At 63.2% G+C, this 15,605-nt stretch carries 16 protein-coding genes; 9 read left to right on the forward strand and 7 right to left on the reverse strand.

All coding sequences use genetic code 11. From position 1 onward, the window contains the following. Positions 1-123: 123 nt before the first annotated feature. Complete coding sequence (gene aztD, locus P4U43_RS00745) at positions 124-1,191, reverse strand: zinc metallochaperone AztD (protein ID WP_277357013.1); 1,068 nt, start codon at positions 1,189-1,191, stop codon at positions 124-126. Between the two features lie 141 nt (positions 1,192-1,332). Between aztD and aztA the strand changes: the two genes are divergently transcribed. The 3 genes from aztA to P4U43_RS00760 all read left to right on the forward strand — a co-directional run bounded on the left by aztA (position 1,333) and on the right by P4U43_RS00760 (position 4,151). Continuing rightward, positions 1,333-1,995, forward strand: coding sequence for a zinc ABC transporter ATP-binding protein AztA (gene aztA / locus P4U43_RS00750; RefSeq protein WP_404800672.1), 663 nt, complete (start codon positions 1,333-1,335; stop codon positions 1,993-1,995). Then, positions 1,992-2,528: a GNAT family N-acetyltransferase gene (locus tag P4U43_RS00755; RefSeq protein WP_277357015.1), complete on the forward strand. Its 537-nt coding sequence runs from the start codon at positions 1,992-1,994 to the stop codon at positions 2,526-2,528. The genes aztA and P4U43_RS00755 overlap by 4 nt, the downstream gene beginning before the upstream one ends. Positions 2,529-2,681: 153 nt before the next feature. Then, complete coding sequence (locus P4U43_RS00760; protein ID WP_277357016.1) at positions 2,682-4,151, forward strand: HNH endonuclease signature motif containing protein; 1,470 nt, start codon at positions 2,682-2,684, stop codon at positions 4,149-4,151. 151 nt (positions 4,152-4,302) lie between these two features. Here P4U43_RS00760 and P4U43_RS00765 read toward each other — a convergent pair whose 3' ends face one another. After that, on the reverse strand, positions 4,303-5,553 hold the full coding sequence (locus P4U43_RS00765; RefSeq protein ID WP_277357017.1) for an NAD(P)/FAD-dependent oxidoreductase: 1,251 nt from the start codon (positions 5,551-5,553) through the stop codon (positions 4,303-4,305). Positions 5,554-5,624: 71 nt separating this feature from the next. Further along, positions 5,625-6,230 carry a GTP cyclohydrolase I gene (gene folE / locus P4U43_RS00770; RefSeq protein WP_277357018.1) on the reverse strand — a complete coding sequence of 202 codons (606 nt, stop codon included), beginning with the start codon at positions 6,228-6,230 and terminating at the stop codon, positions 5,625-5,627. A 90-nt stretch (positions 6,231-6,320) separates the two neighbouring features. On the opposite strand from folE, the gene P4U43_RS00775 reads away from it, so the two are divergent. Then, positions 6,321-7,064, forward strand: a complete 744-nt coding sequence (locus tag P4U43_RS00775) for a helix-turn-helix transcriptional regulator (protein ID WP_277357019.1) — start codon at positions 6,321-6,323, stop codon at positions 7,062-7,064. A gap of 7 nt (positions 7,065-7,071) precedes the next feature. On the opposite strand, the gene P4U43_RS00780 is transcribed toward P4U43_RS00775, so the two are convergent. After that, positions 7,072-7,650, reverse strand: coding sequence for a helix-turn-helix domain-containing protein (locus P4U43_RS00780; RefSeq protein ID WP_204534488.1), 579 nt, complete (start codon positions 7,648-7,650; stop codon positions 7,072-7,074). Positions 7,651-7,716: 66 nt separating this feature from the next. Between P4U43_RS00780 and P4U43_RS00785 the strand changes: the two genes are divergently transcribed. Both P4U43_RS00785 and P4U43_RS00790 read left to right on the forward strand, forming a co-directional pair. Beyond that, positions 7,717-8,748 carry an NAD(P)/FAD-dependent oxidoreductase gene (locus P4U43_RS00785; protein ID WP_277357020.1) on the forward strand — a complete coding sequence of 344 codons (1,032 nt, stop codon included), beginning with the start codon at positions 7,717-7,719 and terminating at the stop codon, positions 8,746-8,748. Continuing rightward, positions 8,748-9,485 carry a class I SAM-dependent methyltransferase gene (locus tag P4U43_RS00790; RefSeq protein ID WP_277357021.1) on the forward strand — a complete coding sequence of 246 codons (738 nt, stop codon included), beginning with the start codon at positions 8,748-8,750 and terminating at the stop codon, positions 9,483-9,485. Before P4U43_RS00785 ends, P4U43_RS00790 begins: the two co-directional genes overlap by 1 nt. Before the next feature lie 53 nt (positions 9,486-9,538). Here the strand turns inward: P4U43_RS00790 and P4U43_RS00795 are convergent, their stop codons facing one another. Next, entirely contained in the window at positions 9,539-10,759 is a 1,221-nt protein-coding gene (locus P4U43_RS00795) for an NAD(P)/FAD-dependent oxidoreductase (RefSeq protein ID WP_277357022.1), read from the reverse strand. Between the two features lie 147 nt (positions 10,760-10,906). On the opposite strand from P4U43_RS00795, the gene P4U43_RS00800 reads away from it, so the two are divergent. Genes P4U43_RS00800 through P4U43_RS00810 form a run of 3 tightly spaced genes read left to right on the forward strand, consistent with a single transcriptional unit; the run spans position 10,907 to position 14,186 of the window. Continuing rightward, positions 10,907-11,950, forward strand: a complete 1,044-nt coding sequence (locus P4U43_RS00800) for an NAD(P)-dependent alcohol dehydrogenase (RefSeq protein ID WP_277357023.1) — start codon at positions 10,907-10,909, stop codon at positions 11,948-11,950. A gap of 41 nt (positions 11,951-11,991) precedes the next feature. After that, a complete protein-coding gene (locus P4U43_RS00805) occupies positions 11,992-12,606 on the forward strand; it encodes a hypothetical protein (protein WP_277357024.1) in 615 nt (204 codons plus the stop codon). Beyond that, a complete protein-coding gene (locus P4U43_RS00810) occupies positions 12,603-14,186 on the forward strand; it encodes a GMC family oxidoreductase (RefSeq protein WP_277357025.1) in 1,584 nt (527 codons plus the stop codon). Before P4U43_RS00805 ends, P4U43_RS00810 begins: the two co-directional genes overlap by 4 nt. 102 nt (positions 14,187-14,288) lie before the next feature. On the opposite strand, the gene P4U43_RS00815 is transcribed toward P4U43_RS00810, so the two are convergent. Both P4U43_RS00815 and P4U43_RS00820 read right to left on the reverse strand, forming a co-directional pair. Beyond that, the gene (locus P4U43_RS00815; protein ID WP_277357026.1) at positions 14,289-15,056 is read right to left on the reverse strand and encodes an IclR family transcriptional regulator; all 768 of its coding nucleotides are present in this window, start codon (positions 15,054-15,056) and stop codon (positions 14,289-14,291) included. 140 nt (positions 15,057-15,196) lie between these two features. Beyond that, positions 15,197-15,517 carry a putative quinol monooxygenase gene (locus tag P4U43_RS00820; protein ID WP_277357027.1) on the reverse strand — a complete coding sequence of 107 codons (321 nt, stop codon included), beginning with the start codon at positions 15,515-15,517 and terminating at the stop codon, positions 15,197-15,199. Positions 15,518-15,605 lie beyond the last annotated feature (88 nt).

Here is a 15,605-nt window from a genome sequence, read left to right on the forward strand (position 1 = left end):
AGACGGTCCTCCGATCCTAAGCCAGCGTGCGGCCTAGGATCGGCAGTGGGCCCCGCCGTGGACCCGCGAAAGGACCCCGCCGCTGATCGATCCCAGCGACGGGGTCCTCCTGATCTGCTCAGGTCATCCGGTGACGGCGGTCAGCTCGTTCGGAGTCTGCTTCAGTTCACCGGTTCCGGTGATTTCCCCGGATTCCACATCAACTGCATGGATGGAGTTGGTTGACGGGTCGGTGATGTAGGCAGTGTGGTCTTCGACAAAGATGGTTGGTCGCGGTTGCTGCCATTCGAGCGGTTCCTCCCACTCCCCAATCACCGGCAAACTGTTGGTCACCTCGGCGGTCTCAGGGTCAATCACGTGCAGCGAGCCGTCCGTGCCCAGGACCAGCGCTTCACCATGCGGACCGCGGGCCAGTGACCGGAAGCTGTAACTCGTGCCGAGCTCAACCAGGGTGAGGTCCTTCGTCTCGGTGTTGATCAGCGAGATTGTTTCGGGGCGCTCAAGTTCGGCGTCGGGATCCTGCTTGTAATCGCCAAGTGTGATGACCGATTCCTCAGACCCTGCCTGATTGCCGATCCGCCCGTACTCGGTGGGGCTGTCGAGCTTGGTGATCTTGCCGTCGTCGTAGATGAGGACGCCGGTCTGACAACCGATCACCACGGCTTCCCCTGCGGCCGTCGCCTCACCGTGTACACCCGGGCAATCCTCGTTACGGGCGATCTCCTTGCCGTCTTCGTCGAAGACCACAATGCCGGGGCGTTCTTCCTCGTTGCCGAGCGTCAGCACCAGTTCACCGCTGGAAAGCTCGACGGCGACACCATGGTGCGCTTCCTCCGTCGAATAGGTCTCGACTTCCGGCTGGCCTTCGGCGAGGTCACTGGATTCGAAAACCGTCACTTCGCCGGTTCCGTCGCTGAAGAGGATGGTCTTGCCGTCGTGGCGGACCACGTGACCGGGCTTGCTCGTGGGAAAGGCGATGTCCGTCATCACCGGTTCCTCAGCGTGGGAGGTGCCGCCGTCGGTCCAGGCTCCGGTGTCGAGCACTTCGAAGCCTTCGGCGGTCGAGATGATGACGTGGCGTCCATCGCCGGCCGGATTAATCCGGTTGAAGCCCTCCATCGGGAAGTCGCCGAGCACCTCGAAAGTGTCTCCGTCGAGCACCTGGATGCCGCCGTCGTATGTGGTGACCACGCGAGGGGTGGGTTCAGCAACGGTTACTGCGGCGTCGGCTGCACGAACGACGCGCTCAGGGGCTCAAGTAACCATTCCATCGCGACTCATCCTATATTGATAATGAGAATGATTCGCACATAAGGAGAAATGATGGTGATTGTGAGCGGCGTTCGATACGCCTATCAGGGCAGGCGCGCGCTTGGGGAGGTGTCTCTCGCGCTCGAGCGAGGGGTGCACACCGTGGTCACGGGCACCAACGGCTCAGGAAAGTCGACATTGCTGGCGTTGGTTGCCGGCGCGCTGAAGCCGCAGTCCGGATCGGTGACCCTCACCACCAGCCGCCGGCCGGCCTTTGTCATCCAGCACACGCGGACCTCGGAGATCCTTCCCTGTACGGTGCGTCAGACGGTCGAGATGGGACGGTGGCCTCATCGTTCCTGGCTGTTGCCGCTTGGTCCGCAAAATCGCCGTATCGGGCGGGATGCCATGGAACGCTTGGGGATTTCGGGCCTCGCTGATCGGCAACTCGCCGGGCTTTCCGGCGGGCAACGTCAGCGTGCGCTTATTGCGCAGGGGCTGGCGCAGGAATCGGACATCCTGATCCTTGACGAGCCCACGGCCGGCTTGGACAGTGCGGCACACCGGCTCATCCGCTTGGCGGTCGACGAGGAACTGCTGCGTGGCGTGACCGTCATCGAATCGAGCCACTCGCCCGAGGACATCGAGCGAGCGGAGCGGGTAGTCACACTCGAGGGCGGCCTCGTCATCTCCGATACAGGATCGATGTTCCGGCCGGCGATCAGCGCTACCCTGACTTCGTGACCGTTGTTATTGACCATGCCACCGCGAACGACGCCGGCCCCCTCGCCACCCTGGCTGCCGTCACCTTCCCGCTCGCTTGTCCACCGACGTCGCACCCCGACGACATTGCACACTTCATCGCATCAGAGCTTTCCGAGGAACGGTTCACCCAGCACATAGCGGACCCTGACAAGATCTTGCTGTGCCTGCGGGAGGACGGCCACCTTCTTGCCTGGAGCACGTTGGTCAAAGGACTTCCCAAGGACGAGCAGGTGCGGTCTTCTCTCTCGCTTTTCCCGACCATCGAGCTGAGCAAGTTCTATGTGCACCCGTCGCATCATGGACAAGGTTCCTCGTCGCACCTCATGGAAGCGTCACTGGAGATCGCGGCGAAGGGAACCGGCGCGAAGGGAATCTGGCTCGGCACCAATGACCGCAATGCCCGTGCAGTCCGATTTTATGAGAAGCACGGATTCACCCGCGTGGGGGCAAAGACGTTTCAGCTTGGACGGAACGTGGAAACGGACTTCGTGCTGGAGCGTGCGTTGGGCTGAGTGGGGTTTGGCGGGATTGTGCCAGTCGAGCGGCGTGCGGCTTGAGCAGGGGGCCTACCCCCACGCCGGGGTGTGGATAAGTCCGTTTGACTTGTCCTGCACATTGGTGGTTTTCGGTCGCGGTTAGTACACGTGTTCGATAAAATTTTGGGTATGGCCGTCGCACTGCTCGAACCCCGCCCGGAGGACACGTCTCTCCTGGGTGGGATGCGGTCCGGCTTACTGGCTTACGTGCGGGATCTCGAGTCCAACTACCTGACGCTTCGGCCTGAGGAGGCCGCGGCAACGCTGGTCGAGGTTGAGCAGCTCTCCAACCTGGTCGACCACTTGCAGACTGTGGTTGCCCGTGCCGCTGAGGACCACCAACTCGCTACCGTTGACGCCCTAGATCCGTACAAGAACACTGCGGACTATTTGCGGGCGAAAATCGGTATCAGCCGCTCCGAAGCGAACCGCCGGTTACGCCTCGGACATGACGTCCTGCCCGAGGTTCCCGGGCCAGGAGCCGCGCTCGTACCTGCCTTGGGTGTGCTGGCTGAAGCGACCAAGGTCGGTGCGCTCAGCAGCCGTGCTGCGACCATCATCCGCAACTCCGTGCACCGGGTCTCCACTGTCGCGACCGGCCGTGAGCTGGATGCCATGGAAGAGCACCTGGTCCGCCAGGCCGTTGAGTCCGACGAAGACGTCCTGCGGGCCCTCGCCCAACGCTGGGAAGACATCATCGACCAGGACGGCACCGAACCCACCGACAAAACCCTCCGCGCACGCCAGGGCGTGTTCCTGCGCGGTAGGCGCCACGGCCTGCACTTCATGGAAATCGGCGCCACCGACGAACAATACGAACACCTCATCACCGTCATGAACACCGCCACCAACCCCAGAACCCACAGCATCACTGGCGAGGCCGACGGAGACCGCACGACCGACGGAGACGGCACGACGGACCGCGGCAAAGAAGCTCTAACCAGTCCGGGCCAACCGACCCGTGAACAGAACCTCCTCGACGGACTGGTTTCAGCATGCCGGATTGCGCTAACAGGTGATGGTCTTCCAGCGACCGGAGGACACCGACCCCAGGTAATGGTCACCATCAACTACCGCGACCTCCTCAAAGACCTGACAGGCAGCGGACACGACGGGCATTCGGTCTTCGCCCAACAGATAAGCGCCCGCAGCATCCGCAAACTCGCCTGCGACGCCGACATCCTCCCGCTCGTCCTCGGCGGCAAGGGTCAGGTCTTGGACATCGGCCGCACCCAACGTCTCTTCCCACCACATCTGCGACGGGGACTGGTCGCACGCGACAAAGGCTGCGCGTTCCCCGACTGCACCACGCCCGCAACCTGGTGCGAAGCCCACCACATCATTCCCTGGGCTGCAGGCGGAACCACCAACATCAGCGACGGCGTGCTGCTCTGCACCCGACACCACCACCAGATCCACGAAGGAAACTGGACAGTCGAATCAGTCCACGGAATCCCCTGGTTCACACCACCCAAATACCACGACCCGCAACGAACACCCAGACGCAACCGCTACTGGCAAGTAGAACAAGCCATACACGACCAACTTGCAGACACGGTCAGTCACGTGTCCACGAGCATCGGCACGGCACCACCCTGATCAGCGGAAATGCCGCCGTAGCCGGCGTCTGAGCGAGCGCAGCACCGCCAAGTCAACTGTGCCCCGAGCGCGTGGCAGAGGTGACAGAACCGCGAGCGCACGTGGCAGGCGTCGATTCCAGATCAGGCGGCCCTCGGATCCTGCTCCCCCATCAGGCAGTTTTCAAGTCCGAGTCCGGATCAGTGAGCACAGCCCGGTCCACAGCCCTGCCGCTCCGGATGAGATCCTGAATTTCCTCCTGCACGTCCCACACATTGACGTTCATGCCGGCTACCACCCGGTCCTCGCGGAGCCAGAAGGCAACAAATTCGCGATCTTCGAGGCTGCCCCGGACCACCACGTCCGCATCTTTTGTCAGGGCACCGTAGCCGGAATACTCCATGCCCAGATCGAACTGGTCTGTGTAGAAGTACGGAATGTCGTCCAGCACAGCGTCTCGGCCGAGCATCGACTGTGCGGCCACTTTCCCGCCGCTAATAGCGTTTGCCCAATGCTCACTGCGGGCATACTGGCCCGTGACAGGATGCAGCGCGCTGGCCACATCCCCAGCTGCAAAGATGCCCTCGGCACTGGTCCGCAGCCCCGAATCGACCTGAATACCGTTCCCGATGGTAAGCCCGGCTTCCTCTGCAAGCGCCGTCTGCGGCACCACGCCAATGGCGATCACAACAAGATCCGCGGACAAGGTTTCACCCGCATCGGTCACTACTGCAGTGACACGGCCTGCATCGTCACCCCTGATCTCTTTCGCCGAAGCCGGCAGCCTGAACTGAACACCAGCTTCACTATGGCGATCCATGAAGACGGTGCCAAGCCTGGGACCGATCGCCGCACTCATCGGGACCTCTTCCAACCCGAGCAAGGTGACCTCATTGCCAAGTTCCCGTGCAGTTGCGGCAACCTCCATACCGATCCAGCCGGAACCGATAAGCACGAGGTGACGGCCACCTCCTGCCAACTCTAAGTGAAGACGCTGACTATCCGTTTTCGTACGGAAGTAGTACACCCCTTGGAGATCGGTACCTGGCAGGTTCAGCTGACGGGGAACAGCGCCCGTAGCGAGCAGGAGCCGACCATAGGAAAGCGAACGGCCGCTCGACAAAGCAACAGTACGGGCGGTGGGATCCACACTGACCGCCTCATCCGAGGTGAGGAGTTCGACGTCGTTCTCTGCGTACCACTTCTCGGGACAGGGCAGGAGTGACTCCTCGCTCTCCTTGCCGGCAAGGAATCCCTTCGACAGCGGCGGACGCAGATAGGGCGCCTGACCTTCCGCCCCAACGAGGACCACAGGACCAGTGAAGCCTTCTTCGCGCAAAGTTGCGGCCGCCGTCGCGCCCGTCAGGCCTGCCCCAATGATCACCATTGCGTCATCAGATGCCGGGAAACTGGTGTTGTCCATGGATACTCTCTCTTCTGGTGGGGTGGCCTGCGAATGCGCGGTGCCACGAAGCGTTGATTCGGGCAGAAGCGTTAGTTTGGAAATTGGTCGCGTAGCGGGCCCCCGACTGCGAGGTCGCCATAGAACGTCGCCGTCCGGGTAGTGGTACCGGCACTCTGCACACCGCGCAACGACATGCACAGGTGCTCTGCCTCCAGCACCACACCGACTCCACGCGGATTGAGCAGGTCCAACAGCCAGTCCGCCACCTGCTTGGTGAGCCGCTCCTGCACCTGAAGGTCACGTGAAAACATCTCCAGTGCCCGCGCCAGTTTGGACAGACCGAGAAGTCGTTCCCCCGGCAGATAGCCGATATGCGCGATTCCCCTGAATGGCAACAGATGATGCTGGCACAGTGAATTGAATGGGATGTTCTTTACGAGCACCAGGTCGTTATACCCCTCGTCATTCGGGAAGGTAGTCCACGAGGTGGTCCGGGGTGTCAGCATTTCCTCGAAAGCGCCCGCCACGCGGCGCGGGGTATCGCTGAGGTGCGGATCATTCACGTCCCGCCCGAGCGCACGCAGCAAGTCGGCCACCGCCAACCTCGCTGCTGGCAGATCGATAGCCCCGACAGAGCTGTCCTGCTCAATGTCGTCTTCCAACAGCCGGAGCGCAACCTCTGAATGCGATGACATGGCGTCCCTCTTTCTAAATATTGTATTGTTGACTTTAGAAGCGCACACTGAAGAAGTCAATGGTGAACAAACTCCAGATAGGCTCGGCATATGTCTGACTTCGAGGGCAATCCAGGCCCGGCAGCCCGCTCAGGTCGCGGCGCATCAGATGCCACGCTGCGCCTACACGCCAACCTTGATGAGCGGCTGGAGTCGGTAGCAACCCTTGGTGACCCTGTCCGACGCGAGGTGTACCAAACCCTCCAGCGCAACGCCGAAGCAATGACCCGAAACCAGCTGGCAGAACTCACCGGGCTTTCGTCCAGTACCTTGCTGTTCCACTTGGAGAAGTTGGTGAATGCAGGACTCCTCACCGTGGAGTTCCGGAAACTCGGTGAACGTAGCGGACCGGGGTCAGGCAGACCGGCAAAGCTATATCAGCTTGCTCATGCAGAGGTGACGGCATCGGTTCCGGACCGCCGCTACGACCTCGCCGCCGAGTTGATGGCGGCCGCAATCGAAGCTTCCATTCGCGAGAACGTTGCCATCCAGCCTGCGCTGTCAAAAACCGCGTACGACGCCGGTCGTCGCCTTGGCCTGAAAGCCGGCAGCATCGACGGAGTGCTTGATTCGTCCGGCTACGAACCGCATCCGGACGGAGATGGTGGCTTCCTGTTGCACAACTGCCCCTTCCATCGACTGTCGCGCAGCCATTCGGAGGTGGTGTGCGGAATGAACGGCGCACTTCTCTCCGGCGCACTCGAAGGCAGTGGCGACGTCACACACGCGGTAACGCCTGACCCCGAGGGACCTCACTGCTGCGCACGCATCACCCGGCGCACCGACGCCAGGTAAGCTGCGCTTACGTCGTCTTCGCCCGAAGATGCAGCCGCTCCCCCTGACGGCCAAACAGGCTGAGGAACTCCACCGCATGCCTGTCAGCCTTCCCAAACCAGTGCGGCACCCGGGTGTCGAACTCAACCGCTTCACCGGCGGGCAACACCAGGTCGAGCTCACCGAGGACCATCCGCAGGTTCCCGTTCAGTACGTACAGCCACTCGTAACCCTCATGTACCTTGAGGTCCGGCTCCTCCAGTGCCATTTCGGCATGCAACACGTGCTTGTAGGCCTGAATGCCGCCTGGCCTGCGGGTGAGCGGAACCACCGTTCCGCGACCCATGTCGATCGGGCGCAGGTGAACGCGCGGATCCCCCGTGGTCGGCGCACCAACGAGCTCATCCAACGGCACCTGATGCGCCTGGGCCAGAGGAAGCAGCAACTCAAGGTTGGGTTTACGCTGGCCCGACTCCAACCGCGACAAGGTACTCACCGAAATTCCGGTCGATTCCGACAACGACTGCAGTGTCACGTCCCGCTTCACTCTCAGCGCCCTCAGTCGCGGACCTACTGCCGCAAGTGCTTCACCAATTTCATCCGTCATAGACCCTAGTTTGCCAGATCAGCAATGTTACTTGCTGATCCATGTTCTGCAATCCACGATGAATACATGACATCTGAACTGAACTCATACGACGTCGTCGTTATCGGCGGCGGGGCTGCCGGCCTCAGCGCGGCACTGATGCTCGGGCGTACCCGCCGGAGTGTCGCGGTGGTCGATGCCGGCCACCCACGCAACTCCCCAGCCAGCGGTGTACACGGTTTCCTCACCCGCGAGGGCATGAACCCGCTGGACCTTGTGGCCGCGGGCCGGGCCGACGTCCAGCTGTACGGTGGCGTCATTGTTCCCGGCACCGCCGTCGACGTCGCTTCCACCGATGATTCCCGTGATCGCTTCCGCACCACGCTCGACGACGGGACGGTCCTCCTCTCCCGCCGCCTGCTTCTGACCACAGGGCTCAGTGACGTACTGCCGGAAATCCCCGGACTCCGCGAACAGTGGGGCCAGGAAGTGCTGCACTGCCCGTTCTGCCACGGCTGGGAGGTGCGCGACCAGCAGATCGGTATCCTCGGCACCAGCGCCATGTCAGTACATCAGGCACTGCTGTTCCGCCAGTGGAGCAACAACATCACTCTTCTTCTCAACGACACCGTTGAACCTACCGAAGAAGAATGGGAGCACCTGGCCGCCCGCGGCGTCTCTGTGGTCGACGGCTCGGTTGCCCGTGTCCTGAACCAGAACGACGGCGGCACCCTCAGCGGCGTCGAACTCACCGGCGGCCGCGTGGTTCCGTTGGAAGCCCTCGTGGTTGCGCCGCGGTTCGTCGCCAACACCGGAATCTTCGCGAGTCTCGGCCTTGCTCCGGTCCAGCACCCGATGGGAGTCGGCGAGCACCTGGCCACGGATGAGATGGGCGCAACCGGCGTGGACGGCGTATGGGCAGCAGGAAACGTCGCCAACCTGATGCTGCAGGTGTTGCCGTCCGCTGCGTCGGGATCAGTGGCAGCGATGGCAATCAACAATGACCTGATGGTCGAAGAACTCCAGCAGGATCTTGCAGCTCACCGCGCATCTTCCATGGGTGCTTCCTCTTCCGCGGCAACCCTGCGGGATAGCAGGATAGGAGCGGAGGTTTCCTGATGCAGTCGCAGCACTCACACCACACGCCCAACGATCAGCACGACCACGGTCACCAGCACAATCATCACGACCACGGTTCCCGCGAGTTCGACGAAGCCTTCTGGGATGCACGTTATGGCGAAAAGAAGCGTATCTGGAGTGGTCGTCCCAATCCGCAACTAATCACTGAGGCAAACGGGTTACCGCCGGGCACAGCGCTCGACGTCGGCTGCGGAGAAGGTGCCGACGCCCTCTGGCTGGCCGAACAGGGTTGGCAAGTCACCGCCGTCGACATCTCAGCGGTTGCCCTTGCCCGCGCAGCCGAACACGAGCAGGAGCATCAGCAGGAGCAGCACAAGAACCAAAGCGGAAGCCAAGACCTCGCTACCCCGCCCGTGCGCTGGGAACATCACGATCTCACGGTCTGGGAACCTCCGGCCGGAGCATTCGATCTCGTCACGGCGCAGTACATGCACCTACCCACCGCGCAACGTGAACCGCTGTTCCGTAGCCTGGCACGCGCCGTCGCGCCGGGCGGAACCTTGTTCATCGTCGGGCACCATCCTTCAGACATGCAGAGCGGCGCATCACGACCCGATCTCCCGGATCTGTACTTCACGGCGGAGGACATAGTGGACCTGCTCGACGACGGTTGGGAACACCAGAGAGTCGAGTCCCGTCCGCGGGAAGCCAGCGGTCCTGACGGCGCCACACTCGCAGTAGCGGATGCGGTCTACCGGGGGCGCCGGCGCGGCTGAGGTCCGATCCGGCCGCGCTGGTCCTCGGAGAAGCCTGCAGGATGGGTCGCGGCTCAGGCCCGGCCCTTCAGAATGGCGTACCAGTAGAGCCGGATGAACCCATACCGCTCCACGAGCCAGGTGAGTCGCTTCTCCTTTGCCAGACCCTTCCAGCCGGGAACGGATGGCTTTGGAGCGAGAGTGTCATCAAATTCGGCAAGCACCACGGTGGAGCGGCTCACCGTGAAAGGGCAGGCGCCATACCCGTTGTACTTCTGGCCAGGCTGATTGCCCTTGAGTACAGACTGCAGGTTCTTCGCGAGCACCTTGGTCTGCTGACGGAGCGCTGCACCGGACTTCGAGTTCGGTGTCCCTGCGGCGTCGCCGAGTGACCACACCGTTGGATGGGTGATGTGTCGGAGCGTGTGCTTGTCCACGGCGACGAAACCGTCGTCGTCAGCCAGTCCGGTGCTGCGGATCCAATCCGGAGCGGATTGCGGCGGTGCAGCGTGCAGGACGTCGTACCGGATCTGTTCCTCCGTACCGCGCGCGGTATCCCGAAGGGTGGCGAGGCGGCCCTCGGCGTCAACCGACGTGAGCTCGGTGCTGCAGCGCAACTCAATCCCGTACTCGGTGATCTTGCGGTTCAGCTCCTCGTCCACCACGTCGACGCCGTACACGCTACTGGTGGGCACCGCGAGGATGACGCGGATATTGTCCAGCACGCCCTGCGAGCGCCAGTAGTCGCACGCCAGGTACATGGGCTTCTGGGCAGCGCCGCCGCAGGTGATGGGGCCGTCCGGCATGCTGAAGATGGCGGTCCCGGAGCGTAGGCCGCTCAGCAGCCGCCACGCTTTCACCGCCAAATCGAGGCTGTAATTCGTTGCGCCGTAGGGAGAATCGTAGGCGTCCTGCAGTCCGGGAATCCCGTTCCAGTTCTTCTGGATACCGGGACACACCACCAGGTGCTCATACGTGAAGGTCTGCCCGGACGCGAGCGTCACGGTCTTCGCCGACGGGTCGATGGCGGTCGCGGAGTCCCGGTGCCAGGTGACACCCTTTGGCATCACGGATTCCTGCGGTCGAACGGCCATTTCCGCTTTCGCTGTACCGCCGGCAATGTGGGAGAAGAACGGCTGGTAGAGATGCTGTTCGGTGGGGTCGACGACGGCAATACCCTTCACCCTGTAACGCTTCAGGCGGGCGGCGAGGGAAATACCCGCGTTCCCAGCTCCGATCACGAGTACCTGGTGGTGCCCCTTTTCCATCCGCTGGACGTCCTTGCTGCTGTGCATCGAGCACCTCCTGGGTCGAACTGTTGCCGAACAGAGACCGAATGCCTCGACCCTACCGGCTTTCTCACCACGCGATAACGACTCTATGCGGAGTGGGTGACCCGCCTCACACTCGAAGTCACACCACTTCGCTGTCGAGGGAGGACCATGAAAGCCGTCCGCGTGCACAGGTACCGGGAAGATCCGCACCTAGATGATGTTGACGAGCCCACCGTCATCGGCCCCTGGGATGTGATTGTCGAGGTGGGTGCGGCGGGGCTCTGCCGGACCGACCTCCATGTCATTGAAGGCCAGTGGGATCACATCCAGCATCCCTCACTCCCCTACATCCTCGGGCACGAAAACGCGGGCTGGGTGCGTGAAGTGGGAAGCGCCGTCAGCAACGTCAGCGCCGGAGACACCGTGATCATGCACCCGCTGGTGACCTGCGGACTCTGCATGGCCTGCCGCGAGGGCCAGGATTCCCACTGCGACAACGCCACCTTCCCCGGTCTCAACGTCGACGGCGGCATGGCCGAATACATGCGGACCAACGCCCGCTCAGTGGTGAAGCTCGATTCCTCCCTCCAGCCGGCCGACATCGCTGCCCTCGCCGACGCCGGCCTCACCGCGTACCACGCGGTCCGCAAGGCGGTTCCGCAACTGCCGCCCGGATCGCACGCGGTGGTCATCGGCAGCGGCGGCCTCGGCCACATCGGAGTCCAGTCCCTGAAGGCGCTGACGGCGGCAACCGTCACCGTAGTCGACCGCTCAGCCGAGGCACTTGAACTGGCACACTCACTCGGTGCAGACCATACCGTCAACGCTTCTTCCGACGGCAACGGCGACGCCGGCCGGTTGCTCGATATCACGGACGGCGGCGCACACGTGGTGTTCGACTTCGTGGGAGAGCACGGCACGGAGTCCCTCGGCGTCACGGCGCTGCGCAACCGCGGCAGCTACTACAGTATCGGCTACGGCGGCGCGGTGAATATCGACACGATCGAGATCATTTCGCGGGAAATCAACGTCGTCGGAAACCTGGTGGGGACCTACACCGATCTGGTCGAGCTGATGACGCTCACTGCCCAGGGCAAGGTAACGCTCCACACCCAGAAGTATGACCTCGAGGATGCGGTCCAGGCCATGCACGATCTTGACAGCGGCGCCCTGGTGGGCCGCGGCATCCTCGTCCCCCGTCTCAACAAGTAACTGCCACCAAGTACCGCATCTGAACCCGAAGGGTGATTCCCATGGCGTATCCCGCAAAGTATTCGGCGCTCAATGAGCTGCAGCTATCGGAGGAGGCACGGCGAACGCTCACGCGCATCATCCGCGTGGCCTTTCCGCATCCTGCGGTTCCTGACGGGCCGTACGAACGCATGACCGAGAAGATCGTGTCGGAGGCGCAGGCGTCCACGTGGTTCCGGGTGGCGCTGACTCAAGGCCTGCTCACTCTCGACTCACTCACCGAGGAGCATTTCCTGGACCTTCCTGACGACCGCGCGCTCGCCGTGCTCAAGCGCATCAGCGACCTCGACTTCTTCGGCTTCATCCGGCGCACCACCGTCCTGAATTTCTACGACGATCCGCAGGTCTGGGACGTCCTCGGTTACGAGGGCGAGTCCTTCTCCAAGGGCGGCTACATCAACCGCGGTTTCAACGACCTCGACTGGCTGCCCGAGCCTCGCATCGAGGAGAGCGACGAGGACCTGACCGAGGTCGGCCCGTTGCCCTACAACATTGCCCAGCAGGCACCCGACCGCGCGGAACCGGCGGGCCAGACCGGGGGCGTGCCCTCCGATGAGCAGTTCTCGGACCTCTTCAAGGGCTCCGACACCGTCAACGAAGGGAACACAGCATCATGACCACGGCCGAATCTGCCCGTTTCGACCAGGACGACGCCGACGTCGTCGTCATCATCGGTTCCGGCGCCGGCGGCGGCACCCTCGCCCACGAACTCACCGAAAAGGGCGTGAAGGTGGTCCTCCTGGAGGCGGGTGGCCATCTGACCAACGAGGATTACCACAACAACGAGTGGGAGGCCTTCAACCAGATGGCCTGGCTGGACCCGCGCACCACGTCCGGTTCATGGCGGATTGCGCGCGACTTCCCGAACCTGCCCGCGTGGCTCGTCAAGGCGGTCGGCGGAACGACGACGCACTGGTCCGGCGCCACCCCGCGGTTCAAGGCCCACGAGTTCAAGACCCGCACCGCCTACGGGCGGGTCGACGGCGCCAACCTGCTGGACTGGCCAATCACCCTCGATGACCTCGCACCGTATTACGACAGGGCAGAACAGAAGATCGGCAGTACACATCGTCATGGGCGTCCGGCGCTGCCCGCTAACAACAACTACAAGGTGCTCGCCGCCGGCGCCGAGCGCATCGGCTACCGCCACTATGCCACCGGACCGTACGGCACCAACGCTGAGCCGTTCGACGGCCGGCCGGCGTCGATCCAGGACGGCTTCAACTTCCAGGGCGACAAGAACAAGTCCAAGTGGTCCACCCTGGTGTCCGAGATCCCCAAGGCGCTGATCACCGGAAAACTCGACCTTCGGCCCAACAGCCACGCCGTTCAGATCACGCACACCGCGGAGGGGCTGGTGGACAGCGTGCTCTATGTCGACGCCGAGGGGAACCTGCAGCGGCAGCGCGCCCGGATCGTCGCGGTGGCTGGCAACGCGATCGAGACGCCGCGCCTGCTCATGCTTTCGGGTTCGCCGATGTTCCCGGACGGTCTCGCGAACTCTTCGGGACAGCTGGGCCGCAACTACATGCGCCACACCACCGGATCCGTCTATGCGAAGTTCGACAAGCCGGTACACATGTACCGGGGAGAGACCATGGCCGGGCTGGTCGCGGATGAGTCCCGGCACGACGTCGACCGGGGCTTCGCCGGCGGCTACTACCTGGAGACCATCGCCCTCGGTCCGGCGTTCCTCGCCAGCTTTGTGGATCCGGGAGCCTGGGGTCCCGGATTCGCGTCGCTCCTCGATGACTACGAGAACACAGCCGGGCTCTGGATCGTGGGTGAGGACATGCCACAAGAGACCAATCGGGTGACGCTGAACACCGCGGTCACCGACAGGCTGGGGCTGCCGGTGCCGAACGTGCACTTCGACGACCACGAGAACGACACCGCGATGCGCAACCACGGGTACCAGCAGGCATCACTGCTGTACGAGGCGGTGGGCGCCCTGTCTTCGCACCACACGCCGCCCTACCCTGCGACTCACAACATGGGCACCGCACGGATGAGCGCCCGGCCGGAAGACGGTGTGGTCAACGGGTTCGGCCAGACCCACGATGTGAAGAACCTGTTCGTCTCGGACGGCTCCCAGTTCACCACCGGAGCTGCTGCCAATCCGACGCTGACGATTGTGGCGCTGGCGATCCGCCAGGCTGACTACATGGCACAGCAGATGGCCTCGGCCGCCCTCTGAGGTTCGGTCCGGAACTCTGGTCGGCGCGCTCCCGTGATCCCCCACCGCGGGTGCGCTGCCGGCCAGTTTCCTGTCCCGGGACCCGCCAGTGTTGGAAAAAGCTCAGGTACCGTGCGGTAGTACCGAAGTTGCCCGAAGCGCCCTGCTGACCCGGTCCGCCGTGTCCCGCAGCAGGACGGCGAGTTTTGCAGATCGGGCATCGAACTCAGCCGCATCCATCGACACTGCCACGGAGCCGACAATCTGACCCGCCGCATTGCGCACGGGAGCGGCAATGCAGGACGCCCCCTCAATGAACTCCTCACGTTCAATGGCGATGCCGCCTTCGCGGACCCGGTCAAGCACGGAATCCAGCGCATCGGACGTGCCGATAGTCTGTGCCGTCATCGCGGGCAGGCCCTGCCGACGCAGGAGGGCAGCGCGCTCTGCCGGTTCCATGCCGGCCAGGAGGATTTTCCCGAACGCGGTCGCGTGGGCGGCGTCGTTGAAGCCGAAGCCAAGCGGAGTGATGCGCGGGCGGCGCGGTGAGTCGACCACGTGCGCCACGACAATATGGTCTCCCCGGTGAACGGCGTAGTAGGCCGCAGCGTCACCCCGGGCATGCAGTTCGAGAATGAGCCGCGCAACTGCCGGAGGCGTGCCGATCTGCCGGCGCAGCGAGGTATCCAGTGCGTGCAGCTTGTAGCCGAGCGCATACCGGCTTTCCTTCTTGAGATGGACGAGGTGTTCGGACCCCACCAGCAGCTTCAGGAGGCGGTAGACCGTGGGAAGCGGCATGTCGAGCTTCTCCGCGATCTGCTTGGCGGTCAGTCCACGGCGGTCGGAGGCCACAGCGTCGAGCAGTGCGAAGGCTTTCTGGACAGAAGCCATGCCCCCCAGTGCATCATTGCGTCCCATAGGGCTATCTTCGCCGGTGTCGCCCGCTTATGCCACATGCCCCGCAGTGACAGCACGGACGTGAACGGGAGCCCCGAGCTTTGCCCGGAGCTCCCGTTCACGTAGCAAGGTTCCTAGTCGACGCTGAGTTCGCCCATGCGGTTCCAGCCGTTGGCCGAAATCTTCTCGCTGATGATTTGCGGCGTTTCGACCAGCGCCTGCGGCATATCCTTCATCGCCTGCTGGAAGTGGTCGCTGTTGACGTGGTCGCCCGCGGCGTCGTCCTCGAAGGCCTCGACCAGCACAAACTCATTCGGGTTGTCCACGCTCCGCGACCAGTCGAACCACAGGTTGCCCGGTTCGGCGCGGGTGGCTTCGGTAAAGCCTCGGGTGAGGTCAAGCCAACGGTCGCTCCAGTCGGGCTTCACCTTGAATTTGACGACGATGAAGATCATGCTGCTGCCTTTCGTTCGGGTGCGCTGCTCTCATGTGGGTCCTAGTCTGCTGCCGACCGTGGCAACGCGGAAGACCGCTTTTCACAGG

Source organism: Arthrobacter vasquezii, assembly GCF_029455255.1.
Taxonomy (GTDB): Bacteria; Actinomycetota; Actinomycetes; order Actinomycetales; family Micrococcaceae; genus Arthrobacter_D; species Arthrobacter_D parietis.

Coding starts and splice junctions, on each gene's coding strand:
- P4U43_RS00760 (WP_277357016.1), top strand. CDS start 2,682: ATGGCCGTCGCACTGCTCGAACCCCGCCCGGAGGACACGTCTCTCCTG.
- P4U43_RS00765 (WP_277357017.1), bottom strand. CDS start 5,553: ATGGACAACACCAGTTTCCCGGCATCTGATGACGCAATGGTGATCATT.
- folE (WP_277357018.1), bottom strand. CDS start 6,230: ATGTCATCGCATTCAGAGGTTGCGCTCCGGCTGTTGGAAGACGACATT.
- P4U43_RS00775 (WP_277357019.1), top strand. CDS start 6,321: ATGTCTGACTTCGAGGGCAATCCAGGCCCGGCAGCCCGCTCAGGTCGC.
- P4U43_RS00780 (WP_204534488.1), bottom strand. CDS start 7,650: ATGACGGATGAAATTGGTGAAGCACTTGCGGCAGTAGGTCCGCGACTG.
- P4U43_RS00785 (WP_277357020.1), top strand. CDS start 7,717: ATGACATCTGAACTGAACTCATACGACGTCGTCGTTATCGGCGGCGGG.
- P4U43_RS00790 (WP_277357021.1), top strand. CDS start 8,748: ATGCAGTCGCAGCACTCACACCACACGCCCAACGATCAGCACGACCAC.
- P4U43_RS00795 (WP_277357022.1), bottom strand. CDS start 10,759: ATGCACAGCAGCAAGGACGTCCAGCGGATGGAAAAGGGGCACCACCAG.
- P4U43_RS00800 (WP_277357023.1), top strand. CDS start 10,907: ATGAAAGCCGTCCGCGTGCACAGGTACCGGGAAGATCCGCACCTAGAT.
- P4U43_RS00805 (WP_277357024.1), top strand. CDS start 11,992: ATGGCGTATCCCGCAAAGTATTCGGCGCTCAATGAGCTGCAGCTATCG.
- P4U43_RS00810 (WP_277357025.1), top strand. CDS start 12,603: ATGACCACGGCCGAATCTGCCCGTTTCGACCAGGACGACGCCGACGTC.
- P4U43_RS00815 (WP_277357026.1), bottom strand. CDS start 15,056: ATGGCTTCTGTCCAGAAAGCCTTCGCACTGCTCGACGCTGTGGCCTCC.
- P4U43_RS00820 (WP_277357027.1), bottom strand. CDS start 15,517: ATGATCTTCATCGTCGTCAAATTCAAGGTGAAGCCCGACTGGAGCGAC.